This is a genomic window from Qipengyuania oceanensis (assembly GCF_009827535.1).
GTDB classification, from domain to species: domain Bacteria; phylum Pseudomonadota; class Alphaproteobacteria; order Sphingomonadales; family Sphingomonadaceae; genus Qipengyuania_C; species Qipengyuania_C oceanensis.
The window spans coordinates 1,477,353-1,498,413 of sequence record NZ_WTYN01000001.1 but is presented as its reverse complement, the minus strand read 5'-3'; the positions used below and the strand labels follow the sequence as shown (position 1 = coordinate 1,498,413).

Below are 21,061 nucleotides of genomic sequence, written 5' to 3'. Positions count from 1 at the left end.
CGTCAGGCGAGGGAAGGGCCGTCGCCGAACCGGCCGTGCTTGCGATAGCGCACCATCCACCTCTCGAGGAACAGCGACAGCGGCTTGGGGCTGACACCCAGCTTTTCGATGCCGGGCAACGTGTCGCCCGCAACGCTACCGCGCTTCAGCAAGAGAAACTGGTCCGAGTTGATCGGGGTGCCCGGAAGGGCTGCGAAGATCCTGGCCGCGAAGTCGGGTACCGGCAGGAAAGTCCTCTCGCGCCCTTGCGCCCGCGCGATGCGCTGGTGCAGCTCTTCCATGTCGATGACTTCCGGTCCGGCGAGCTCGTAGGTCTTGCCGCCGTGCTTACCCGGATCGGCCAGCGCGTTGACGACCGCTTCGGCCGCATCGTCGACCCAGACGGGCTGGATCCGGGAATCGGGGCCGAACACCGGTAGCGCGGGAAGCTTTCCGATCAGCCCGGCGAACATGTTCACGAACTGGTCGTCCTCGCCGAAGATGATCGACGGCCGCACGATCGTCGCCGCGGGAAACCCCTCGAGGACGAGCTTTTCGCCCAGCCCCTTGGTCGCCGCATAGCCGCTTTCCTCGTCCTGCGCGTCGGCACCGATGGCGGACACGTAGACGAAAGCCTGCGCGCCCTGCTCGCCGGCGATCCGGGCCGCATTGCCGGCGCCGGTCGCCTGGAGCGCCTTCTGGTTCCCCTCGAAGGTGCCGACGAGGTAGACCACTGCATCCGCGCCCTGCAGCGAGGCCTCCAGGCTGTCGCGGCGGGTGACGTCGCACCGCGCGAATTGCAGCTGGCCGAGGTTGGCGAGCGGCTTGAGCTTGAACGAGGTTTCCGGATTGCGGCTCGCGATCCGCAGGCGTGCGCCGCGTTCGAGCAGGTCTTGTGCGATATGCGTACCGAAAAACCCGCTTCCGCCGACGAGCACCACCAGTTTCCCGTTGAGAGCGTCGCTGTTTGCCATGGATTTCCCTGTGATTGGCGCCGAGGTGTTCGTGCGGCCCAATGAAGCAACGCGGAAGTTCTCGCAAGCGTTCCGCAATCCGGGGCAACGATGGCGCGCAATCTCGTTGACAAGACTCGTACCCGTTCGCTAGTGGCCCGCCCCTACCCGCGGCCCGGACGACGATGACCGGACGCATGTGTGCCCAGATGGCGGAATTGGTAGACGCACCGTCTTCAGGTGGCGGCGCTCGCAAGGGCGTGGAGGTTCGAGTCCTCTTCTGGGCACCATTTGTTCTTCTCACGTTCTCCCAAATAATCTATAAAACCCGCAGAAATCCTAGGGATTTGGCCCTTGGATCGTTCCGGATCGTCCCGCCTGTTCTCGGGGGTTCCAGACACTTTTGTGGGCCTTTTGAGGCCGTTTCGCAAAGGCCCAGATGAAAAGGCCCCCACATGCCGCTGACAGATACTCGCCTCCGCGCTCTCAAGCCCAAGGACAAACCGTACAAGGTAACCGATGAGCGCGGCCTTTATGTTGAGGTCACGCCGACCGGCAGCAAGCTTTGGCGATTCCGATATCGGATCGGTGGTGCGCAAAAGAAGCTCTGCATCGGCAGCTATCCCGAAATCAGCCTCAAACAAGCGCGAGACGCAGCCTACGAGGCACGACGAGCTGTTGCCTCTGGCGGCGACCCGGCCTTTGAGAAGCGGAAGCGGAAAATCCGCGCCGAGTTCCTTTCTGCACAGACGTTCGAGGCAGTCGCACGTGAGTATATTGAACAGATGATGGTCCAGAATGGCCGTGCCGATGGCACGATCGTCAAGGCCAATTATTTCCTCGACAAGCTTGCGCCTGCCATCGGTAACCGACCCATCCACGAGATCGAGCCGTTCGAAGTCCTGGCTCCTCTGAAACGACTGGAAGCCACTGGTAAGCACGAGACTGCGAAGAAATGCCGTTCGTTCGCAGGCCGTGTGTTTCGCTACGGTGTTGCAACGACCCGTTGCAAATCCGACCCGACCAGTATGCTGAAGGGCGCTCTCGTCACGCCGAGAGCCAAGCACTATGCAGCAATCCTCGAGCCCACCGAGCTAGGCGGGCTGCTGCGTGCAATCGACGACTTCACTGGGTACATGGTGACGAAGTTCGCCTTGCAGATCGCGCCGCATGTGTTCGTACGTCCCGGCGAACTCCGGCACGCCGAATGGCACGAGATCGACCTCGTCGATGGGGTCTGGAAGATCCCTGCCGGTAAAATGAAAGCGCGCCGAGAGCATGCCGTCCCGCTTTCCAAACAGGTTAGAGGCTATCTCACTGACCTGGCCGACATGCTCGGTCGCGAAGGATATGTTTTCCCATCTGCGCGCAGTTCCAAGCGTCCCATGAGTGAGAACACGCTCAACGCCGCCTTCCGTCGCATGGGATACTCGAAAGAAGAAGTTACCGCGCACGGACTCCGAGCGACAGCATCGACATTCCTGAACGAGTCGGGACTTTGGAATCCGGATGCGATCGAGCGTGCCCTGGCACATGGCGACAGCAATGTTGTGCGTGGCATCTACCATCGCGGCAAACATTGGGACGAGCGGGTGCGCATGGCTCAATGGTGGAGCGACTACCTCGACGAGCTGCGGACAGGAGGAAAGGTCATCATGGGGAAGTTTGCGAAGGGTTGATCGGGAGATCGAATTTCTTCTCAGCCAATGCAGGATTGAAGGCTCAGGATCAGCCCTATCAGGGACACTGACGCCAGCACGGCGAACTCAATTCTGATGCCCCAGATCCGAAGCCAATTCCGCATCGTGCCGAGCCTCAGTTCGTAGAGCTTTGGCAGCTAAGTTGATCGAAGCGCTCAGCAACAGTCTTCCACGTTGCTATGCCTGCCTCGTCCCCTTCGTTGGATAGCCGCTGGATTTGCTGCGCGATATACGCGGTTCCCTCTTCGCCATGGTTCTTTTCGACCCAGAGCACGACGGCCCACAATTCCTGATCGCGGTTCAGCACCATGGTTCACGTCTCCCGGTCCAGGTTCGCGCCAGGCCTTCGCTGACCAGCTGATCGCCAAGCGAGCGGCCGCCGCGCGCTACAACCCGCAACTTGCGACCGTACTGATCCTCGTCTCTGCTACCGATGGTCCTCAGTTCAAAGGGCCCGCCATTCAGCAATTCGACAAGGCGGTGCGTCGCGCGCATGCCGAGCTGGTATTCATAGTCGCAACGAGGCTCGCTGATCTCGGGAGTGTCGATGTCGGCAATCCGGATCTTCACGCCATCAAGCCAGAAAGTATCTCCATCCACGACGCATGTGCGCCGGATGGATCCGCAGATGTCGAATTGTGGGGAGCTCGCTTGTTGGAATAAAGCCTGAGGCTGCTGATCGTCGTTAGCAAGGCTGGCATCATGGACTGGCCAGTTGAGTGCCAGCATCCCTCCAGCAAATACGATCGCGAATGCTCCCAAACCCAACGCGATCTCCTTTCTCAGCTTCCGGCGCTTCTGTGCCTTCGACGCCTTGCGAAAGTCGAACGGCTCACCGGGGGTCTCATTCACTGGCGTTATCCGTCTTCATTCGGGCACATGATTTCAGACAATAGCCGGAAATCAGGTAGTTTCGTCAATTGTACGTACCAATTGCTTGCCAACGTCCCAACACAGACCGGACATATTGCGGCGTTTCACCATTGTTGGGAATGCCGCGTGATCGGGAGACGGCACCTGGGCCAGCATTGTAAGCAGCCAATGCCAGGTGGACTGCGTCGAACCGAACCAACATATCGCGAAGGTACCTGGCGCCACCGTCGATCGATGCAAGAGGGTCATGACGGTTCCGGACGCCCAGTTCTCTCGCCGTGGCCGGCATAAGTTGAGCCAGACCGGCAGCACCGGCTGGACTAACAGCCATCGGATTGAAGCGGGACTCAGCCCAGATAAGAGCACGAAGCAGGTTGGTCGGAAGCCCGTAACGGCGTTCAGCCTCGGCTATCGCCGCCATATACAGGCCTTCCCGGTAGGATACGTTTGCTGGCTCGGCCTGGTAGATTGCAGGAAGATATTCCCTTGCCGGCTGCTGGTCCGTCTTCGGCGGAACGATCGCGTGCTCGAACAAGGTGAAATCCTGCGCTCGAACTTGCTGTGAGGAGGTCGCGATCATCCCCAGACAGGCGAACGCTAGCGCGGTCAGACAATTGAGGCAGTTCATCTCGACTTGTGCTCCATTGATTCGAATCGAAAGAGAACATAAAAAGAACATGTGCCTGTAGGAAATCGGGAACTGTATTTTGGGCGGCCGACCAAGCAAAAAGCGACATCGGACGGTGCGCTAGACGGGATTCGCGCAGGCTGATGGCACAGCAGCGCCGACTGTGCCGACTTCTGCGCGAAGGGAGCCGCGATCTGCGCGAACACGACCGGAATTCGCGCGAATCACCGAAGGAAGCTGATTCGTCCCTTCCTCTATGTTCTCCAAGTGTTCTTTTCGTTTTCCTACAGGCTTCCTTCGCGGGTAGCCGGTGAGTCGATCACCTCTAGAGATAAGGATTCGTCGATGACCAACATGGCGCTCTTTGCCGAACAACAGGTTCGCGCCGACCTCGCCCGGCTGCTTCTGGCCGCTGTCGAAGCCAGCGGCCGTGCCCGCTGCGACATCGCGCGCGACGCGCAGATCCATAAAGATGCTCTGCGCCGCGTCCTTGCCGGCGAACGCTCGGCCAGCCTCGGTGAAGCCTTGCGCATTCTTGCTGCGAGCGGCGTCGCGCCGCACGCACACCTGCTTCTGTTCCTCGTCAGCAGCGGCGATCATGCGATCGCGTGGCTGCAGTCTGACCTCGCGCAATTCTTCGAGGACTTTTCCGGCGAACTGCCCTCGGCGCTCGAGCGTGTCCTGGGCAACCAGCTTCACGATGTGAAGCCGCGCTGGGCTAAGGGCACGGCGCACCGTGTTGCACGGCTCCTCTCCGACCACATCGATGAACTTGAACGCAAGGACGTCCTGCTTGGCGATGTCTTCGCCGGTGCCGAAGGAGGCCATCGTGGGTGAAGAGATCGACAAGGGAGCGACCGAAACCCGCCGGGTGACGCGGCTTATTCGCTTGCCCGAAGTGCAGCACCGCGTCGGGCTTGGCCGTTCGACGATTTATCGCTGGATGAGCGAGGGCAAGTTTCCGAGGCCTGTGCAGCTCGGAGGATACTCGGTTGCGTGGGCGGAAAGCGAGATCGACGGGTGGGTGGCCGATCGAATTACGCACTCGACATAGCCACCTCGACGTATCCCCTGTGACCAATAGAAAGCGCTTAGCTACCGTGCAGTAGATTGATCAGCTGGGGAGGGTGCCTCGCGAAGCCGGCGGGCGCGCTCGACGAAGTGTTCCATCTGCGTGGCAGCGTGCAAGGTAAGCGGATGCGGCTTCGCATCGGCACGCGGGGATATGAATTCCGCGATTTCTTCGATTGCTGCCAGCTGATTGGCGCTGGCCTTCGACAGAAGGCCGAGCACCATGTTCTCAAGGGCGATCACCCTGATGCGCAACTGGATCATTTCGGCATCGGAAAGTGGCGGAATATCCCATTTCTCACAATCGGCAGCGAGCGCTTCCTGCGGCCCGCAGGGCAATGCCCCGCCTTCGTCTTCCCAGCGCGACAGCGCACCGGCTTTTCCCGTTTCCGACATATGCGGTTCCTTTCATAAGCACCGAGGCGATTGTCTGCGCGCTGCTCACATAGCACAAAGCCATGCCGGGACGCGCCTGGCACGGCGACAGCGAAGCCGGGCAAACGGAACCCCGCGCGTCGGGTTGGTTTGCACGCGGGGTTCCTGAACGGCCCCTTGGGGGCACCTGCGACCCGCAGGGCGTCGGGGGGAGGCGGGGCCGTCCTTTCCTGATCTTGCGATGTTCGTTTGTGTTTTTGCCGAGGGTATCTCCTGGATAGCCGTGTCACCGGGAAACGCGTCCGATCACATACCTTCCATGTCGTGATCGGCCATCGAGGACATGTCATGACCCGCATGGGGATCGGCCGGCTGGGTCGCCTCGCTCGCGGGTTGCGTGCGTGTTGCTGGAGGTGCGGGTGTGGCGGTTGCGCGTGATGCGGGAGAGGCAGCGTGCCGTGAGGCGGGCGTGGCGGCGCCATTTGTCGAAAGAGCGTCCTCCCGAGCGGTCGCTGCCTCATCTTTGGAGGGAGAGGCTGCCGGATCGGCAAGACCCGCCTCGGGTGCCGTGCCAGCCACCACCGCAGCTTCGCCCATAGGCGAAACCTCAGCAGCCGGTGTGCTCTCCTGCGCTTGGTCACAAGCGGCGAGAGCGAACGTCAATGGCGCGGTCGCGAGAAATGCTATCGCGGTGTTCGATTTCAGAATTCGCATGTTATTCAACTCCTTCAGAGCCACGAAACGCCAAGATGGTCCGGTCCGTGCGCGAGCTCGCCGCCAAGGAACCCCTGGATGAGAACGAGTGCCGCCATGGAGAAGATCGACGCGCGCAACCATGCGCGGCTCTGGCTCGGCCTGCTCGCGAGGTATGCCATCGCAATACCGAGAACCGCGATCAGCATACCGGTCCATCGATGGACTTGCATGACAGTATCGCCGCCGAACCACAGACCGGTGTGAATCCATCCGAACAGAACTGCGACGACTGCGCCGATTGCTCCGCCGTAGACGAGTACGCGCACCGCACTTTCCAGGCCCGCTCCTTTCCGGCGCATCACGAACAATTCGGTGGCCGCAGCCATGAAAAACAAGGCGATCGGGAAGTGGATCGTTGCCGGATGCAGCTTTTTCAGTACGGCCATGACGCCGGTTTCGCTCTCATCCGCATGGCCACCGGCCTCGTCATGGGCTGCGCCCGCTTCATCGTGCGCGCCGGAGGACTCGCCAGCATCCGCAGTCTCGCCCATCTGCGCCATGGCCGCCTGGTCGTGCACATCGCCATTGGTGGCAGCAGGCGCGGCGCTCGCCTCTTCGCCGTGCTTTTCGTCGCCATGAGCCTGAACGGGTCCGACGAAGAGCAGGGTTGCGACGAGCAGCGCCAGAAATGAGGGGGCTTTCATGTCTCGTATGTCTCCCGACCCTGCAGTTAAAGTGCGACCTATGTGCCTGATACGCACGGCAGCCGCGTGCCCCTCGCATTAATTTGATAGTTCAGCGCGACTGAAGTGCGCCCGGGTGGTCACGCTTGCTGGCGGCATCATCGCGATCGTCGAACGCATTCGGCTCCTGGCCGCGTTCGGCCTGGCGAACGAGGGTAAGGCGTTCGCCCACGCGAATAAGCCCCATGGGCTCAGGCGAGCTTGCTCTTCTTTGCGCGGCGGCGCAGCCTCGGCATCCGGTTCGCCAGCAGGACGAAACCCGACAGGGCTATGATCGTGCCGCCAATGCCGAACAGCAGCAGCCACCAACTGTTGATGCGGTCGCGCTCGGTCCAGTCCATGATGTGGAGGCCCCAGATGAAATCGAACAGGCGCCATGTATCGCTGCGCGCCGCCCCGAGCGTGCCGCTGGCGGCATCGATGTAGATGCGCGTCGAAGCCTCGTCAGCATAGGTGACCTGCCAGGCCGGAAAAGGGCCGCGAAACTCGGTTCCGATGGGGTCATCGACGATCCGTGCGGCCTCGATGGTCGTGCGCGGCCCGGTCCATGCGCGCAAGGCGATGGATTTTGCCGTTGCCGCCGAGATGGGGGAGAGTTTACGCCCAGTCACCGGATCGTGGAGGCTCACGCTACCGTCAAACTTGCGGACCTCGGTCACGGCATCGCCGTCGAGCGAACGTGTCGTTACCGCTGCAAGAGTACCGTCGTTTGCGACCCAGGCCGGGAGCGGGGCATCGGCGGGCAGCGCCTCTTGTTCACGCGAAACGACATGTTCGGAGCGAACTTCTTCCAGGTCGAGAAACGACATGAGGGCGCCGGTTCCCATCCACAAGAGAACCTGGACACCGACGAAAATCGCCAGCCATTTGTGGATCTTGCTGCCGAGCACATGCAGGCGCAGCTTCAGCGACGGCGTTGCCAACCGGTGCTACCTCTTCGAAAGCCGTAATCAGTTGCGCGGCGCGCGCGACGAGGAATGGTACTGGACGATTCTCCACCCGTCCGCATCGTGAGCAAGCACCGATGTCGCCACGCCGTCGCGCTCGATCACCCGGCCATCGCTAAGTTCGATGCGATAGCCATACGTCTCATAGGCATGGGCCATGTGCCCCATCCGGGTGACGGTCAGCGTGGGGTCGGTAAAGGTGAAGCTCACAATCGCGTCGAGCTCGGGGCCCAAATGGTGCTCCATGTAATTGGCAAAGCTTCCTTCGGCCTTGCCATTCTCGAAGATCGCCGAGTCCTCGGCGAAGAGCGCGCGCATTGCCTGCGCGTCGCGCGCTTCAAGAGCGGTGCGATAGGCCTTGAGGGTTTCTTCAGCGCCCGCGACATCGTCCGCCGAAGCGTCCATCGCGTGCATCTGATGGTTCGCATGGGAAGAGTGGTCCATCTGCTGCGCGAAGGCTGGCAGCGGTATCAGCGTGGCAACAAGCGCAGTCGCCGCGATGCGTGTCAAAGTCTTGGTCATGGAAGTTCTATCCTTTTTGAGATTTCAGAACCAGAATCGCACACCGACGACATAATTGGTGACGCTCGGATCCTCTCCGGCGGCCCGCGCAAAATCCGCGCTGTCGCCGATGCGCCATTCCTGGGAAACGCCGACATAGGGCGCGAATTCGCGTGCGAACTCGTAGCGAAGACGCAGACCTGCCTCGATCCGGTCGAGGCCAGCGCCAATGCCGAGTTCGGGAATATCCTGAGCGGAAAGTGCGATTTCGGCACGCGGTTGAAGGATCAGCCGCTGCGTGATGCGCTGATCAAGTTCGCCCTCAAAACGCGCCGTCACATCGCCCTTGGTGGAGACGAAGGCCGCGGCATCGACCTCGAACTGGTAAGGCGCGATCCCTTGGATACCGATAACCGCGTGCGTGCGTTCCGGACCGGTCAGGTCCTGGCGAACACCCGCCTGGAAATCGAAGAAGGGCGCAATGGCGCGGCTCCAGAGCGCCTGGACATCGGCGCCTTCTATGGGTTCGCCGAAGCTGCCCTCACCCTCGGACTTGAACCAGAATTTGTCGATGTCGCCGCCATAATATCCCTGGATGTCCCACAGATATCCATCCTTCCCCTCGCGGGCGCGGTACTCGAGCCGGTCGCCCTGAAACCAGAAGCGCATTCCTCCGTCGGTCTCGCGGACAAGCTCGCGGCGCGCTTCGTTCATGGCTTCCTCGCCCCAGATGGCGACCGCCGCGCGCGCTGGGCCGCTCCCTGCTTCTGGAGGAGGCGGCAGCAGCGGGATATCATCGTCCGAGCCCATCTGCATCGCCGAGTGGTCCATGCCCTGCCTGTCCTGCGAAGGCGTCTCCCCATGGTTCATCTGGCTGTGATCCATCTGCCCATGGTCCATCGACGAACTGGCCTCCGCCTGACCCATCTCGCCGTGATTCATCTGCGAATGATCCATCGCGCCTTCGGCGGGCTTGCCCTGCGGCATCGAGCCGTGATCCATTCCTTCATGACTTTCGGGCGATGCCTGTGGACGGGCAGCGTCCACAGGCATTGTCATGCCAGAATGGCCATCCTGAGCGGTCATCGCACCATGATCCATGGTTGAGTGATCCATCTGCGAGCGGTCCATGGCGGCTTCAGGTTGAGCAGCCGGTTCGCATGCTCCATCTGCAACCGGATGCCCCATCGCGCGATGGCGCTCGGCTTCTTCCTCGCACTTCGTCTTCGCGTCAGCCTGCGCCTCGGCGCTTTGCTGCGGCTCCGCCGGCGAATGACCGGCATGCTGCGCCGCCGCGGGGGAGGCGAGAACTGAGCCGGCTGCGACCGATGCGAGCAGGCTGACAATACGAATTTTCATGCTTCGCTCCCGTCGGGATTGGCGACCGTGACGATCTGAAACATCCCGGCATGCATGTGGTAGAGAAGGTGACAGTGGAAGGCCCAGTCGCCCGGCTCGTCCGCCGTCAGGTCGAACTGCGCGCTGCCACCCGGCTGCAGGTTTACCGTGTGCTTGAGCGGTTGACGATCGGCCGGCGCGCCATTGACCAGCTCGAAGAAATGACCGTGCAAGTGAATGGGGTGCGCCATCATCGTGTTGTTGACGAGCTTCACGCGCACGCGCTCGTTATAGGCGAAACGGATCGGCTCGTCTGAGACGGCGGAGAACTTCTTGCCGTCGAACGACCACATGTAGCGCTCCATATTGCCGGTCAGATGAATTTCCATTCGCCGGGACGGCGTGCGGCCCTCGCGGTGTGGAGTCAGAGCGCGCAGCTTGCGATAGTCGAGCGTACGATGCGGCACATCGGCGAGACCGATGCCGGGATCGCCCATGCGGTCGACCGGGTTCATCGAGACCGTGTCGAGACCGGGCCCGACCTTCACATCGGGCGGCAGAAGCGACGTGTCGCGCATCTGCATCCCCGACATGCCGGCCATGCCTGCCATCTCGGATTGGCCGGACGAACCATGATCCATCCCCGCCATGTCGCCGCCACTTCCGTGGTCCATGCCCGACATGCCGGCATCGCCAGACGAGCCGTGGTCCATGCCGCTCATGCCCATGTCGGCCATGGTCAGAAGCGGCGGATCGCGCAGCGGCGGAATGGCGGCGCGAGCGCCGGGTGCGCTCGCGAGTGTGGCAATACCCATGCCCGAGCGGTCCATCGACTCCGCGACCAGCGTGTAGGCTTGTTGCGCGCCCGGCGTCACGACGACGTCGTATGTCTCGGCCACACCGATCTGGAACTCGTCGACCTCCACCGGCTCGACGTTCTGCCCGTCCGCCTGAACGATGGTCATCGGCAGGCCGGGAATGCGAATATTGAAGAAGGTCATGGCGCCGGCATTGATGAAGCGCAGCCGCACGCGTTCGCCCGGGCGGAAGAGGTATTCCAGATTGTCGAGCGGGCCATGGCCGTTCAGAAGATAGGTATAAGCCGCGCTCGACACGTCGAGGATGTCCGTCGGCATCATGCGCATTTTCGCCCACATCCGGCGATCCTCGCCCGAAAGCGGGTAATCGTCGGTCCAGGTGTTCTGGTTGTAGTTGAAGTAGCCTTCGCCCTTCTTGAGCTTGTCGAAAATCGTGTGGGGCGACATTTCGCTGAATTCGCTCAGCACCACGATATATTCGCGGTCGGCCTGGACCGGATCGGGTCCGGCGGGGTCGACCACGATCGCGCCGTAATGCCCGGCCTGCTCCTGCAGGCCGCTATGCGAGTGCCACCAGTAGGTACCCGACTGGCGAACCGGAAACTCGGCGGTGAAGGTCTCTCCCGGTTTGACGCCGGGGAAGCTCACGCCGGGCACTCCATCGAGCTGAAACGGCACGAGCAGACCGTGCCAGTGGATCGAGGTATCTTCCTCGAGCTGGTTATGGACATTGAGCCGGACGGTCGTGCCTTCCTGCAATCGCAACAGCGGACCAGGAATAGTGCCATTGACGGCGATCGCGCCGCCGCGCCTGTTGCCGGTCGCGAAGGCCGATCGGGCAACGGTGAGGTCGATATTGGGGCCGGATATCTCGTCCAGCCCCTTGCGGGCGTTACCTGCGAGGATGTCCGCGCCCCGTGCCCAGGCAGGCATCGCCCCGGCAAGGCCGAGCAGACCCATTCCTCCTGCTCCGGCTCCGAGAAACTTGCGTCGATTGACGGCGATCATAAAGGGCTCCTGACGTGGCGTTTACCGTTACTTACGCGCGCGCCCAGCCAACCCCTCAAAGTTTTTCGAAGCGCTCCTTCAGCCTGTTGCGCGCGCGGTATACGCGGGTTTCGATCGCCTTTTCGGTCGTTCCGAGAAGATCGGCTGCCTCGGCCTGGCTACGCCCCTCGATGGTCACGAGCACGAGGGCTTCGCGCAGCCTTACGGGCATTCGTGCGATCTCGGCCTGAACGAGATTGAGCTCTTCCCTGGAAACGGCCAACGCTTCAGGACCCGGCAAATCGTCGGCGATGGAATGGAGTCCGTCATCACCCGACAGTCCGAAAAAGCCCGCGACCTTGCGCCTGCGCAAACGGTCCCGGCAGCGGTTGAGAACGACGGTTGTCAGATAGGGTCCGATCGGCTTGTCCGGATCGAGCCGATGGCGCGTCAGCCACACCGAAGCGAGGCTGTCCTGAACAACGTCCTCGGCCTGAGAAGGAGAGGAAAGCATGCGTGTCGCAAGCGCGAGAAGCCGACCGGTTTCATGCTCGACGAGCTTGCTGAAAGCCCGCTTGTTACCGGCCCTCACCTGCGAGACAAGGGCCTCATCCGGAGTGTCGCCCGCCCCCGACATGGCGCTTCAGTCGCGCGGGTCGCGGGTCAGGGCGTCGGAGACCTTGCGGTCGAACTGGCGTTGCTGCTCGGGTTCGAGAATTTCACGCATGTCGAAGACATGCCGTACCGTTGCTTTCTGCAGATCGCCCATACGCGCATGCACCTCGTCGATCGCGGCCGAAACCTCGGGACCGTACTCGTGCTCATTTTCCATCGCCTGGGCGAGCCGGGCATTGGCTGCGCGCGCCGATCCTTCGAGCCGTGCCCTTTCGACAGCGAAACGGGCCTCGAGCGCATCGAGACGCTGCTCCTGGTCGGCCGTCAGGGTGAGCTCGTCGTGCACGAAATCGTGGAGGCCGGAGCCGGCCTCGTGATTGGCCCAGCGATCCGCGGCAATCGCGCCGAGGCATCCTGCAAGTGCTGCGAGAAGCACCGCGAGAACGATATGCGTCGTCTTCAAACCCTATTGCTCCACATGGAGGAGCGCCGATGGGGACAGCTGTTCGCCGAGGATAAGACCCTCGCCAAATGACGCGGAAGACGTGCCATAGCCGCCGGGCCAACCGCTCGTTCCGGCGCCAGCTCCAAGCCCGACGACGAACAGACCGACGAACAGAGCCGTCCGGCGGCGTCGGTCGGCGATTTCGCCAAGCTGTCCGGCGCGCTGCCAAACGCCATCCATGAAGTCGGCGGGGACCTCGCTGGTGCCGGTGGCGGAAAGGGTTCCGAGCACCGCATCAAGAGAGTGATTGTCACGCATCCGAAAAACTCCTGTGGGTTGCACGTGTCCTATACGCGCTCGCCTGCACAATCCCTTAAACTTCTTTTTTTGAGGGAATGTCCACCGCCATACGTAACCGAGACGGGTCTGTCAGAATCGGGTCGAACCCGGGATGAATGGGAACCAACTCGTGAACAATATCACCGCACCTGAAGATCACGGCGAATTTACGCCTCTTCTTGGCAAGAGCTTTCTGACGCCGCTTTACGACCGGGCGATCGGTCTGTTCACCCGCGAACATCTCTGGCGCCAAAGGATTGTCGAAGAGCTGCACCTTGTCCCCGGCGACCGGGTGATCGATGTTGGCAGCGGAACCGGCACTCTTCTCAAGGCCTTGATGACGGATTGTCCGGAAGCGGGTCTGATCGGTGTCGAACCCGACCCGGATGCGCTCGCGCTTGCGCGGCGCAAGTTTGGCGCGGGAGCCGATCTCGTGAAATGGCACAATGGCTTTCTCGAAAGCCTCAAGCTACCCGCAGGGTGGCAGCCGAACAAGATCGTCAGCAGCCTCGTCCTGCACCAGGTCCCCTTGCGCAAGAAGCAGACAATCCTGGAAACCATCGAAAGCTTGCTCGTGCCAGGCGGAACCGTGTTGATCTCCGATTATATGAAGCAGGATAGCCCACTCATGCGGAGCCTCTTCCGGGCGACCGTCCAGTCTCTTGACGGCATAAGCGACACGCAGCCCAGCGCCGACGGCGAAGTCGAAAAACTGTTCGCCGAAATCTTCACCGAGCCATGCCTGCTCCAACGGTTCCCGACGGCAACCGGGACGATCTCGCTATGGCGCGGATACAAGAAAGGAATTGCACAATGAATTTGAAAAAGCCTGCCCTGTTCCGGCGATCGATTAGCAGCGCGGCCTTGCTCGTGCTGGCAGCCTGTTCGAACGTGGCTCAGGCAGCGACCTATACGATGTTCCGGGATCCAGGATGTGGGTGCTGTCTCAACTGGGCAGGCCATGTCGAAGACGGGATGAACACGAAGGTGGCATCGGTCGACAGCAACGACATGGCGGCGATCAAGACCGCGCGGGGCGTACCCCAAGAGTTATGGTCATGCCATACGATGGAGGTCGATGGATACATCATCGAAGGTCACGTGCCTGCAGAAGCCGTCGCCAAGCTTTTGCGCGAACGGCCCGCCGGCGTTGCCGGCCTCGCGGTTCCGGGAATGCCGCTGGGATCTCCCGGCATGGAGGCAGGAGACCGGGTGCAGCCCTTCGAGGTCATCGCCTTTGGTTCAGCCGGACGGAGCGTCTTCGCGTCCTTTCCGTGAGTGTGTGGAACCACACCATGCGTCACCGTGAAAGGGATGAAGGTGATGAAGATTATTTGCGGGAAGCGACACAGAACCCGGTAAAACCGGGACAGGCGGTAAGAAGCCTATCGAATTCTCGCAGGGTCCGGGGCTGGCTGCCCCCACCGCCCCGGACCCGTCCAATTGCATGATTTCAGCACGCACGAAGTGGGAGAAATGCGATGGTAAAAGGATCAATCAAGAGCTCGATATTCGCATGGGGCTGGACGCTTAGCGTGTTCCTGCTTGTCAGCTATCTCCTTTGCATTGCCTTTGGAGTCCTCGCGCCCGAGCGTTTTCACATGCATGAAGCCTGGGCTCCGTTGCTGCCATGGTTCGAATGGCTAACGCCGCGCGGGTTCCTCGCCGGAGCGGTGGGGAGCTTTCTCTATGGCTGGTACATCGCACTCATCGCGGTTCCGCTCTATCGGTATTTCCGGAGACGAACTGGTAATTCGGTCTGATTTCCCGATGCCCTTCGCGGGACAAGACGTTTTGCACGCGAAGCCATTAGCCCGGTAGCCTGAAAAAACGAAAAAAGGGAATGCGCGATCTACAGGACAAAGCCTTCACAGAGCGCTCGAACGCTAACCGCCCATGCGGTCCTTGGTGCTGCCCTCGGCATCACGATCCTCCATCCGGTAACCACCCTCGTCTTCTGGTACGAGTTCGGTCCGTCGCACGACACCGGCAGCAATACTGCCATTGGGTTCATGATCGGCCGGCTGGTAAATGCTTTCGCGTTCGAAATGCTTCCCATGAGCGCCATCTACGCGGTGATCGGCGGCGCCCTTGGTCTGGGATTTGGCATGTATCACATGCGGTTGGCGCGAGCTCAGTCCAAGGTACTTTTTCTCGAACGCGAACTCGACGAGGAGTTGCCGCTTCTTATCGCACGCGGCGAGGGCGAGCGATTGGAATTCAAATCGTCCTTGCGGTGGGACAGGCGTGAGAACCGGGTCAACCGGTCACTCCAGCAGGTCGTACTCAAAACGGTTGCCGGCTTTCTCAACCATGAGGGCGGAACACTGCTTATCGGGGTTGGAGACGATGGGAACATCACTGGCATTGAAGCCGATATGCAGACACTCAAACATGCCAATCGGGATGGGTTCGAGCGCCTTGTGATGGACCTCGTGAAGGATGGTTTCGGCGGTCACGCGTGCGCTTTGGTCCATTGCCGTTTTCACGAAATGACAGAAAAGACGGTATGCCGGGTCATTGCTGAAAGGAGCGCTGATCCTGTTTACCTCGTAGAGGGAGGTACCGCGCGCCTGATGTTACGTATCGGAAACAGCACGCGTGAGCTCGACGTGCGCGAAGCGCAGGCACATTTGCGCAATCGATCCCCCGGTCGAGCTTAATCCGGCTGCTGGGCACGTCAGATTGATCGAACAGGGCCAGTTACCTCTCGCGAGACCTGCTAGAGAAAATTCACAGTGGGCCACCCTGGCGATACGCGTCGCCTCCTATCGACGCACCTTGTGCTAAGAGAAGCCTCGCGAAAAGCGGACTCCCTATCTTGCCAAACCGCCCCCTGGGGCAGGCGCGCACCATGTCGAAACTTTTTTGAGGGGTGAGGCACTACCTAACGTACTGTCTGGCGTGATGTTTCTCGGACGGGAGGACATCGACAGGGGAAAGACTTGCAGACAGATGGCGACGATCAACAAAACGAGAGTGCGGCCTCGATAACATTGCTGGGCGGTGTCGCGATGGGAACCGGCGTCATGATCGGCGCCGGTATCTTCGCACTGACTGGCCAGATTGCCGAACTGGCTGGACCGCTATTTCCGCTTTCGTTTATTGCCGGCGCGCTGGTTACTTCGCTCGCCGCCTACAGCTACATCAAGATGTCGAACCGCTGGCCCTCCTCGGGCGGCATCGCGATGATCCTTCAGAAAGCCTACGGACCAGGCGTCGTGGCAGCCTCGGCATCGCTCCTGATGGCGCTGTCGATGGTCATCAACGAAAGCCTGGTCGCTCGAACCTTCGCGACCTATGCCTTGCGGCCCTTTGGGCTCGAGAGCAGCGGCATTCTGGTTTCCGTCGCGGCACTGGCGCTCATCGTCTTCGCCTATTTCGTGAATGCGGCAGGCAACAAATCGGTCAGCGGTTTCTCTCTCGTCATGTCGGCGATCAAGATCGGCGGCATCGCCCTGTTCGCGATTGCGGCGATCTGGGCCAGCGGCTTTTCGGGCGGCGCCTTCTCAGAGCCAGTCGCGCTTTCGGGTCTCGACGCGCTGCTCGCGTCGGTCGCCTTCTCGATCCTCGCGTTCAAGGGTTTCACCACCATCACCAACAGCGGCGGCGAAATCATCGATCCGCACCGAAATGTTGGCAGAACTATTATCATTTCGATCACAGTATGCGTGGTCGTCTACCTTCTGGTCGCGGTGGCGGTCGGAGCCAGCCTCAGCACTTCGGAAATAGCGCAAGCGCGCGATTACTCGCTTGCGGCAGCTGCGCGCCCCGCGCTCGGAGAGCTTGGGTTCTATTTCACAGTCGCAATCGCGATCGCAGCCACGACCTCGGGTGTCATCGCCAGCGTTTTCGCCGTTTCGCGAATGCTGACGATGCTGACCGAAATGAAGATGATCCCGCATAGCCATTTTGGGATGAAGGGACCGATCCGCAGTCACATGCTGGTCTATACCGTCGTGGTCGCCGGCACGCTCGCGGTCCTGTTCGATCTTTCGCGGATCGCCTCGCTCGGAGCGTTCTTCTATCTCGTAATGGACATGCTCGTGCATTGGGGCGTGCTGCGCGGTTTGCGGGAAGAAATAGGCGCGCGTGCCTGGATCCTCTGGTCGGCGCTCATGGCGGACGGCGTAGTCCTGACAGCTTTTGCCCTCGCCAAGCTCAAAACCGACCCTGCGGTCGTCGCCTATGCGGTCGCAGGTATTGCCGCAGTGTTCGGAGCCGAATGGTTCTATCTCCGTCGGAATCCTGCGCTGCGTGAAATGCCCGCCACACACGATGGAGATCATCGATGATCGCCGCACTAATTCTCGCCATTGCACTTTTCCTAGCCTCGGTCGGCGTGCATCTGTCGATCCTCGGCGCAGGGCATCGCATGCTCGACGCACCCGGAAATTTCTCCGCCAAACTTGGGGTCGCGCTTCTCGTCCTGGCATCGCACCTGCTTGTCGCGACGCTCTTCGCTGGCGGTTTCTGGCTGGGCGCGGAGCTGGGCCTCGGCGGGTTCGACAAGACGCCGGCGATGAGTGCGATGGACTATTTCTATTTCTCGCTGATCAACGTGACCACGCTGGGGCTCGGCGACATCTACCCGACCGAGCACCTGCGCGTCATTGCCGGCGTCGAAGCCTTGACCGGCTTCGCGCTCATCAGCTGCTCGGCACAATTGTTCTGGACCATGATGAAGGAAGGAGAAAACGCATGACTGAAAGCACATCCCACTCGGATAAGGGAGGGGGCGGGAACTACTGGCGATTCATGGCCATGGTATCGACCTCGACCGTGATCATGTTCTTCCTGATGTACGCCAACAGCTTCGACATGGACGACGTGTTCTGGAGCGAGACGCGCTTCTGGATGATGTTCGTCATGGGCGCGATGATGATGGTGGTCATGCTTCTCTTCATGTGGGGCATGTACAAGGACCGGACCAAGAACTTCATCATCCTGGGCGTCGGAGCCCTCGTATTCGCACTCGCGCTATGGCTCGTACGCAGCCAGACCACGGTCGACGACACCGAATACATGGCCGCGATGATCCCGCACCACTCGATCGCGATCATGACCAGCGAGAGGGCGAGCCTGAAGGATCCGCGGGTTCGCGAACTTGCGCAGGCCATCATCGTCGCGCAGCGGCGTGAGATCGCCGAGATGAAATATCTCATCGAGGACATCGAGGAGAACGGTCCACGCACCGAAGAACGCCTGCCCGAGGAGATGCAGCAATGAACAAGATCGCACTTCTGACGCTTGCAGCCCTCCCGCTGGCGGCCTGCAACACCAATACCGCGGTCGGCAATGATCGCGAAGCGCAGCTCGATCCTCCGGCGACGGCAGCTCCGATAGAGAGTGCTGCGAGCGCTCTTGCCAACCTCAGCCCCGGCCTCATGCTGCCCGAGACCATGAGCGAGGCGGACCTCGCCGCGCTGGGAGCCGAAAACACGTGCCAGTTCCGCCTGACCGAGGTCGCTTTTCCGTCATTCGTCTACGACAACAGCGGTCGCGGGGCCATCAAGATCAACGGCAAGCTGATCCCTGTTACGGCAAGCGCCTCGGGTGAGTATGCGAATGGTGAGCTTCGTATCCGTACGCGCATTCTCGATGACGAAGGAGACGCGGGCTTGCAAATGCAGGAGCTCATCGTCGCCGGCCCCCGGATGAAGGACGAGTTCGGGTTCTGGGGGTACACGACTTGCGGCAACAGCGAAGCGTGAACACGAGCGAGCGGGCGCCGGCTTCCGTCGGTGCCCGCTCCATAATCATGATCGGCCCGGCAAGCGCGGCCGAATTTACAATGAGGTGCTACAGTGGAAGCTGAGCCTGTGACCGATGCAGCCCCCCTTGCGGTCTTCGGTGCCGGAGGAAAGACCGGCACGGAAATATTGCGCCATGCGGTCCGCAAGGGCATCGCGGTACGAGCGTTCGAACACACCCTGCCCGAACCATCGGACAGGGTCGACAATGTCGAGTATTTCCAGTGCGACGTTCTCAATGACGACTTCAGCAGCGAGCTTGAAGGTTGTCGTGCGGTCATTTCCGCACTCGGTATAGGGTTCAGTCCATCCACGACGATCGATCCGCCTCCGCTTTACACGGAGGGAACCCGCAGGCTGGTAGAAGCGATGTCGACGACCGGCATTTCCCAGATCGTCGTGATATCGGCGGCGTTTGTAGAGCCGCAACCCAGCGTTCCTGCATGGTTCGAGCTCACGGCAAGACCAGCCTTGCACAATATTCTCGAACAGATGCGCGCCATGGAAGATCTTCTGGAGCGCGCGAAAGGCCTGAAATGGACGGCTGCGCGACCGGGCTGGCTCCTCGACGAACCCTATACGGGTGAAGCCGTCATTACCGACGAGCGTCTTGCCGAGGGTTGCTTTCGTTGCAGGCACGCCGACCTCGCGGCAGCCATGCTCGAATTCGTCTGCGAGAACACCTGGGTCAACGCTAAACCCGCTATCGCCCGGCCAGAAGCAGACCGCTTCGAGAACGTCTCGGCGCTCAAAGCCGAATTCGGGATCGACTAGATCGACGCGGGCTCGCGGAAACACTCTAACGACGAGGCAAAACATGCTGCTCGAGAAGATAAAGACCCCCGGCCTCTCCCACCTTTCCTATCTGATTGGTTCGCAGGGCAAGGCAGCGGTCATCGATCCGCGCCGGGACTGCGAGATTTATGTCGAGCGTGCCCGCGCCGAAGGGCTGGAGATCACGCATATCTTCGAAACGCACAGGAATGAGGATCTCATCACGGGATCGCCGGTATTGGCCAAAATGACCGGTGCCCGCGTTCTGCACGGTCCAAACCCTGCGGACGAGATTGTTTTCGCCGACACCGCGCGAGAGGGCGACGTTTTCGAGATCGGGAAGTTGCGGATTTCGGTGCTCGAAACTCCCGGTCACACCGACGATCATCTCGCCTTCGTCCTCCATGACGACGATTTTCCCGAAGGACCGGTCGGCGTGTTCACCGGCGATGCGCTCTTCGTTGGCGACGTCGGACGCACCGATTTCTATCCCGAGCGCGCGCGGGAGGTCGCGGGCCTCCTGTACGATTCACTGCAGAAGATTTGCGGTCTGGGTGACCAGGCGATCATTTACCCCGCGCATGGAGCAGGCTCGGTCTGCGGTTCGGGAATGGCGAACCGGGAATTCTCGACCATAGGCCACGAACGTCGCAACAATCCGCGGCTCCAGATAGCCGATCGCGAGGAATTCATCGAGGCGAAGCTCGCCGAGCATCATTACCAGCCACCCTATTTCAGACTGATGGAGCGTCTGAATGTCGAGGGAACATCTCCTGCGCCACGGATCCTGCGACCAAAACGTCTCATGCTCTCGGACATCCGCGAAATCGACGCCGACCATGTCGTCGACGTGCGGGATCCGCTTGCATACGCAAGCGGGCATCTGCCTGGTTCGATATGCCTTCCGGTCGGCATGATTTCGGCGTTTGCGGGCTGGTTCATCAGGGAGGGTGAAACAATCGCCCTCGTCGGATCGGCGGAAGACCAGCTGGCTTCGGCCATGACGCACCTTGTGAGGATCGGGCTCGACTCGATCGACGGCGGCTATGTCGGTATCGTGCCGGCTGCAGCGCAAGGAATGAAGATGGCGAGCCTTCCGATGATCGGGACGAACGAGGTTCAGGATCGTCTCGAGCGCAAGCGCGACAACTGGACCTTGCTTGACGTGCGTGACCTCGATGAGCGGCGCAGCAGCGCGATCGAGGGATCGGAACACATCTACGTGGGCGAACTCAATTCCCGCTTCGCCGAGCTCGATCGCGAACGCGCCTATTCCGTCATGTGTGCCAGTGGAATGCGTGCGAGTGTGGCGGCGGGCTGGCTGCAAAGCAAAGGATTTGGCAAGCTCGATATATATCTGGGCTCGATGGGTGCCTGGCAGCACGCGTCGTGATGAACCATCGCACCCGATGCGAGGTCCTTGTCTTGCGCTCTTCAAAGCTTTACGCTTTTTTTATGCGAGTCTTGCGCACCCTTGGACTGCTACTGATCGCCTGCGGGCTGTTCGTCCAGTCGGCAGCGCATGC

At 61.0% G+C, this 21,061-nt stretch carries 26 protein-coding genes and 1 tRNA gene; 14 read left to right on the top strand and 13 right to left on the bottom strand.

Features of this window, described 5'->3' with window-relative positions; genetic code table 11:
- Positions 1–2: 2 nt before the first annotated feature.
- Complete coding sequence (locus GRI48_RS07185; RefSeq protein WP_160673313.1) at positions 3–953, bottom strand: complex I NDUFA9 subunit family protein; 951 nt, start codon at positions 951–953, stop codon at positions 3–5.
- A gap of 182 nt (positions 954–1,135) precedes the next feature.
- On the opposite strand from GRI48_RS07185, the gene GRI48_RS07180 reads away from it, so the two are divergent.
- Both GRI48_RS07180 and GRI48_RS07175 read left to right on the top strand, forming a co-directional pair.
- Positions 1,136–1,222, top strand: a tRNA-Leu gene (locus GRI48_RS07180).
- 165 nt (positions 1,223–1,387) lie between these two features.
- Positions 1,388–2,611, top strand: a complete 1,224-nt coding sequence (locus GRI48_RS07175; protein WP_160673309.1) for a tyrosine-type recombinase/integrase — start codon at positions 1,388–1,390, stop codon at positions 2,609–2,611.
- Positions 2,612–2,747: 136 nt separating this feature from the next.
- On the opposite strand, the gene GRI48_RS07170 is transcribed toward GRI48_RS07175, so the two are convergent.
- The 3 genes from GRI48_RS07170 to GRI48_RS07160 form a co-directional block, all read right to left on the bottom strand.
- Entirely contained in the window at positions 2,748–2,942 is a 195-nt protein-coding gene (locus GRI48_RS07170) for a DUF6961 family protein (protein WP_160673306.1), read from the bottom strand.
- A complete protein-coding gene (locus GRI48_RS07165; RefSeq protein ID WP_337190786.1) occupies positions 2,933–3,484 on the bottom strand; it encodes a thermonuclease family protein in 552 nt (183 codons plus the stop codon). Before GRI48_RS07165 ends, GRI48_RS07170 begins: the two co-directional genes overlap by 10 nt.
- A gap of 64 nt (positions 3,485–3,548) precedes the next feature.
- Positions 3,549–4,133, bottom strand: a complete 585-nt coding sequence (locus tag GRI48_RS07160; protein WP_160673303.1) for a lytic transglycosylase domain-containing protein — start codon at positions 4,131–4,133, stop codon at positions 3,549–3,551.
- Positions 4,134–4,478: 345 nt separating this feature from the next.
- Between GRI48_RS07160 and GRI48_RS07155 the strand changes: the two genes are divergently transcribed.
- A complete protein-coding gene (locus GRI48_RS07155) occupies positions 4,479–4,970 on the top strand; it encodes a hypothetical protein (RefSeq protein ID WP_123880422.1) in 492 nt (163 codons plus the stop codon).
- Complete coding sequence (locus GRI48_RS07150; protein ID WP_123880424.1) at positions 4,963–5,187, top strand: helix-turn-helix transcriptional regulator; 225 nt, start codon at positions 4,963–4,965, stop codon at positions 5,185–5,187. The genes GRI48_RS07155 and GRI48_RS07150 overlap by 8 nt, the downstream gene beginning before the upstream one ends.
- Before the next feature lie 41 nt (positions 5,188–5,228).
- On the opposite strand, the gene GRI48_RS07145 is transcribed toward GRI48_RS07150, so the two are convergent.
- The 9 genes from GRI48_RS07145 to GRI48_RS07105 form a co-directional block, all read right to left on the bottom strand.
- Positions 5,229–5,600 carry a hypothetical protein gene (locus GRI48_RS07145; protein ID WP_098104451.1) on the bottom strand — a complete coding sequence of 124 codons (372 nt, stop codon included), beginning with the start codon at positions 5,598–5,600 and terminating at the stop codon, positions 5,229–5,231.
- A 707-nt stretch (positions 5,601–6,307) separates the two neighbouring features.
- A complete protein-coding gene (locus GRI48_RS07140; RefSeq protein ID WP_160673300.1) occupies positions 6,308–6,979 on the bottom strand; it encodes a DUF2231 domain-containing protein in 672 nt (223 codons plus the stop codon).
- Between the two features lie 230 nt (positions 6,980–7,209).
- Positions 7,210–7,941, bottom strand: a complete 732-nt coding sequence (locus GRI48_RS07135; RefSeq protein WP_160673297.1) for a PepSY domain-containing protein — start codon at positions 7,939–7,941, stop codon at positions 7,210–7,212.
- A 27-nt stretch (positions 7,942–7,968) separates the two neighbouring features.
- The gene (locus GRI48_RS07130; protein WP_009823989.1) at positions 7,969–8,487 is read right to left on the bottom strand and encodes a YybH family protein; all 519 of its coding nucleotides are present in this window, start codon (positions 8,485–8,487) and stop codon (positions 7,969–7,971) included.
- Between the two features lie 24 nt (positions 8,488–8,511).
- Positions 8,512–9,825, bottom strand: coding sequence for a copper resistance protein B (locus tag GRI48_RS07125; RefSeq protein ID WP_160673294.1), 1,314 nt, complete (start codon positions 9,823–9,825; stop codon positions 8,512–8,514).
- A complete protein-coding gene (locus tag GRI48_RS07120; protein ID WP_160673291.1) occupies positions 9,822–11,630 on the bottom strand; it encodes a copper resistance system multicopper oxidase in 1,809 nt (602 codons plus the stop codon). The genes GRI48_RS07125 and GRI48_RS07120 overlap by 4 nt, the downstream gene beginning before the upstream one ends.
- Positions 11,631–11,685: 55 nt before the next feature.
- A complete protein-coding gene (locus tag GRI48_RS07115) occupies positions 11,686–12,246 on the bottom strand; it encodes an RNA polymerase sigma factor (protein ID WP_123880428.1) in 561 nt (186 codons plus the stop codon).
- Between the two features lie 6 nt (positions 12,247–12,252).
- Positions 12,253–12,687 (bottom strand): Spy/CpxP family protein refolding chaperone, encoded by a 435-nt coding sequence (locus GRI48_RS07110; RefSeq protein ID WP_008603940.1) that lies wholly within the window; start codon positions 12,685–12,687, stop codon positions 12,253–12,255.
- Positions 12,688–12,690: 3 nt separating this feature from the next.
- Entirely contained in the window at positions 12,691–12,987 is a 297-nt protein-coding gene (locus GRI48_RS07105; RefSeq protein WP_123880430.1) for a hypothetical protein, read from the bottom strand.
- A gap of 133 nt (positions 12,988–13,120) precedes the next feature.
- Here GRI48_RS07105 and GRI48_RS07100 point away from each other — a divergent pair, with 133 nt between their 5' ends.
- The 10 genes from GRI48_RS07100 (at position 13,121) to GRI48_RS07055 (ending at position 20,928) form a co-directional block, all read left to right on the top strand.
- Positions 13,121–13,825, top strand: coding sequence for a class I SAM-dependent methyltransferase (locus GRI48_RS07100; RefSeq protein WP_066761569.1), 705 nt, complete (start codon positions 13,121–13,123; stop codon positions 13,823–13,825).
- Positions 13,822–14,286: a DUF411 domain-containing protein gene (locus GRI48_RS07095; protein WP_160673288.1), complete on the top strand. Its 465-nt coding sequence runs from the start codon at positions 13,822–13,824 to the stop codon at positions 14,284–14,286. The genes GRI48_RS07100 and GRI48_RS07095 overlap by 4 nt, the downstream gene beginning before the upstream one ends.
- Before the next feature lie 203 nt (positions 14,287–14,489).
- Positions 14,490–14,771, top strand: coding sequence for a DUF5676 family membrane protein (locus tag GRI48_RS07090; RefSeq protein WP_054527892.1), 282 nt, complete (start codon positions 14,490–14,492; stop codon positions 14,769–14,771).
- Positions 14,772–15,020: 249 nt separating this feature from the next.
- The gene (locus tag GRI48_RS07085) at positions 15,021–15,671 is read left to right on the top strand and encodes an AlbA family DNA-binding domain-containing protein (RefSeq protein WP_123880436.1); all 651 of its coding nucleotides are present in this window, start codon (positions 15,021–15,023) and stop codon (positions 15,669–15,671) included.
- 327 nt (positions 15,672–15,998) lie between these two features.
- Positions 15,999–17,303 carry an APC family permease gene (locus GRI48_RS07080; protein WP_337190811.1) on the top strand — a complete coding sequence of 435 codons (1,305 nt, stop codon included), beginning with the start codon at positions 15,999–16,001 and terminating at the stop codon, positions 17,301–17,303.
- Positions 17,300–17,713, top strand: coding sequence for a potassium channel family protein (locus GRI48_RS07075; RefSeq protein ID WP_054527894.1), 414 nt, complete (start codon positions 17,300–17,302; stop codon positions 17,711–17,713). Before GRI48_RS07080 ends, GRI48_RS07075 begins: the two co-directional genes overlap by 4 nt.
- A complete protein-coding gene (locus tag GRI48_RS07070; RefSeq protein WP_172807445.1) occupies positions 17,710–18,237 on the top strand; it encodes a DUF305 domain-containing protein in 528 nt (175 codons plus the stop codon). Before GRI48_RS07075 ends, GRI48_RS07070 begins: the two co-directional genes overlap by 4 nt.
- Entirely contained in the window at positions 18,234–18,722 is a 489-nt protein-coding gene (locus GRI48_RS07065) for a DUF6692 family protein (RefSeq protein ID WP_066761563.1), read from the top strand. Before GRI48_RS07070 ends, GRI48_RS07065 begins: the two co-directional genes overlap by 4 nt.
- Before the next feature lie 108 nt (positions 18,723–18,830).
- Positions 18,831–19,535 (top strand): NAD(P)-dependent oxidoreductase, encoded by a 705-nt coding sequence (locus GRI48_RS07060; RefSeq protein ID WP_066761559.1) that lies wholly within the window; start codon positions 18,831–18,833, stop codon positions 19,533–19,535.
- Positions 19,536–19,578: 43 nt separating this feature from the next.
- The gene (locus GRI48_RS07055; protein WP_160673282.1) at positions 19,579–20,928 is read left to right on the top strand and encodes an MBL fold metallo-hydrolase; all 1,350 of its coding nucleotides are present in this window, start codon (positions 19,579–19,581) and stop codon (positions 20,926–20,928) included.
- Positions 20,929–21,061: the final 133 nt, after the last annotated feature.

Coding starts and splice junctions, on each gene's coding strand:
- GRI48_RS07125 (WP_160673294.1), bottom strand. CDS start 9,825: ATGAAAATTCGTATTGTCAGCCTGCTCGCATCGGTCGCAGCCGGCTCA.
- GRI48_RS07160 (WP_160673303.1), bottom strand. CDS start 4,133: ATGAACTGCCTCAATTGTCTGACCGCGCTAGCGTTCGCCTGTCTGGGG.
- GRI48_RS07070 (WP_172807445.1), top strand. CDS start 17,710: ATGACTGAAAGCACATCCCACTCGGATAAGGGAGGGGGCGGGAACTAC.
- GRI48_RS07055 (WP_160673282.1), top strand. CDS start 19,579: ATGCTGCTCGAGAAGATAAAGACCCCCGGCCTCTCCCACCTTTCCTAT.
- GRI48_RS07120 (WP_160673291.1), bottom strand. CDS start 11,630: ATGATCGCCGTCAATCGACGCAAGTTTCTCGGAGCCGGAGCAGGAGGA.
- GRI48_RS07140 (WP_160673300.1), bottom strand. CDS start 6,979: ATGAAAGCCCCCTCATTTCTGGCGCTGCTCGTCGCAACCCTGCTCTTC.
- GRI48_RS07130 (WP_009823989.1), bottom strand. CDS start 8,487: ATGACCAAGACTTTGACACGCATCGCGGCGACTGCGCTTGTTGCCACG.
- GRI48_RS07100 (WP_066761569.1), top strand. CDS start 13,121: ATGAATGGGAACCAACTCGTGAACAATATCACCGCACCTGAAGATCAC.
- GRI48_RS07085 (WP_123880436.1), top strand. CDS start 15,021: ATGATCGGCCGGCTGGTAAATGCTTTCGCGTTCGAAATGCTTCCCATG.
- GRI48_RS07175 (WP_160673309.1), top strand. CDS start 1,388: ATGCCGCTGACAGATACTCGCCTCCGCGCTCTCAAGCCCAAGGACAAA.
- GRI48_RS07115 (WP_123880428.1), bottom strand. CDS start 12,246: ATGTCGGGGGCGGGCGACACTCCGGATGAGGCCCTTGTCTCGCAGGTG.
- GRI48_RS07170 (WP_160673306.1), bottom strand. CDS start 2,942: ATGGTGCTGAACCGCGATCAGGAATTGTGGGCCGTCGTGCTCTGGGTC.
- GRI48_RS07155 (WP_123880422.1), top strand. CDS start 4,479: ATGACCAACATGGCGCTCTTTGCCGAACAACAGGTTCGCGCCGACCTC.
- GRI48_RS07095 (WP_160673288.1), top strand. CDS start 13,822: ATGAATTTGAAAAAGCCTGCCCTGTTCCGGCGATCGATTAGCAGCGCG.
- GRI48_RS07065 (WP_066761563.1), top strand. CDS start 18,234: ATGAACAAGATCGCACTTCTGACGCTTGCAGCCCTCCCGCTGGCGGCC.
- GRI48_RS07185 (WP_160673313.1), bottom strand. CDS start 953: ATGGCAAACAGCGACGCTCTCAACGGGAAACTGGTGGTGCTCGTCGGC.
- GRI48_RS07075 (WP_054527894.1), top strand. CDS start 17,300: ATGATCGCCGCACTAATTCTCGCCATTGCACTTTTCCTAGCCTCGGTC.
- GRI48_RS07105 (WP_123880430.1), bottom strand. CDS start 12,987: ATGCGTGACAATCACTCTCTTGATGCGGTGCTCGGAACCCTTTCCGCC.
- GRI48_RS07145 (WP_098104451.1), bottom strand. CDS start 5,600: ATGTCGGAAACGGGAAAAGCCGGTGCGCTGTCGCGCTGGGAAGACGAA.
- GRI48_RS07090 (WP_054527892.1), top strand. CDS start 14,490: ATGGTAAAAGGATCAATCAAGAGCTCGATATTCGCATGGGGCTGGACG.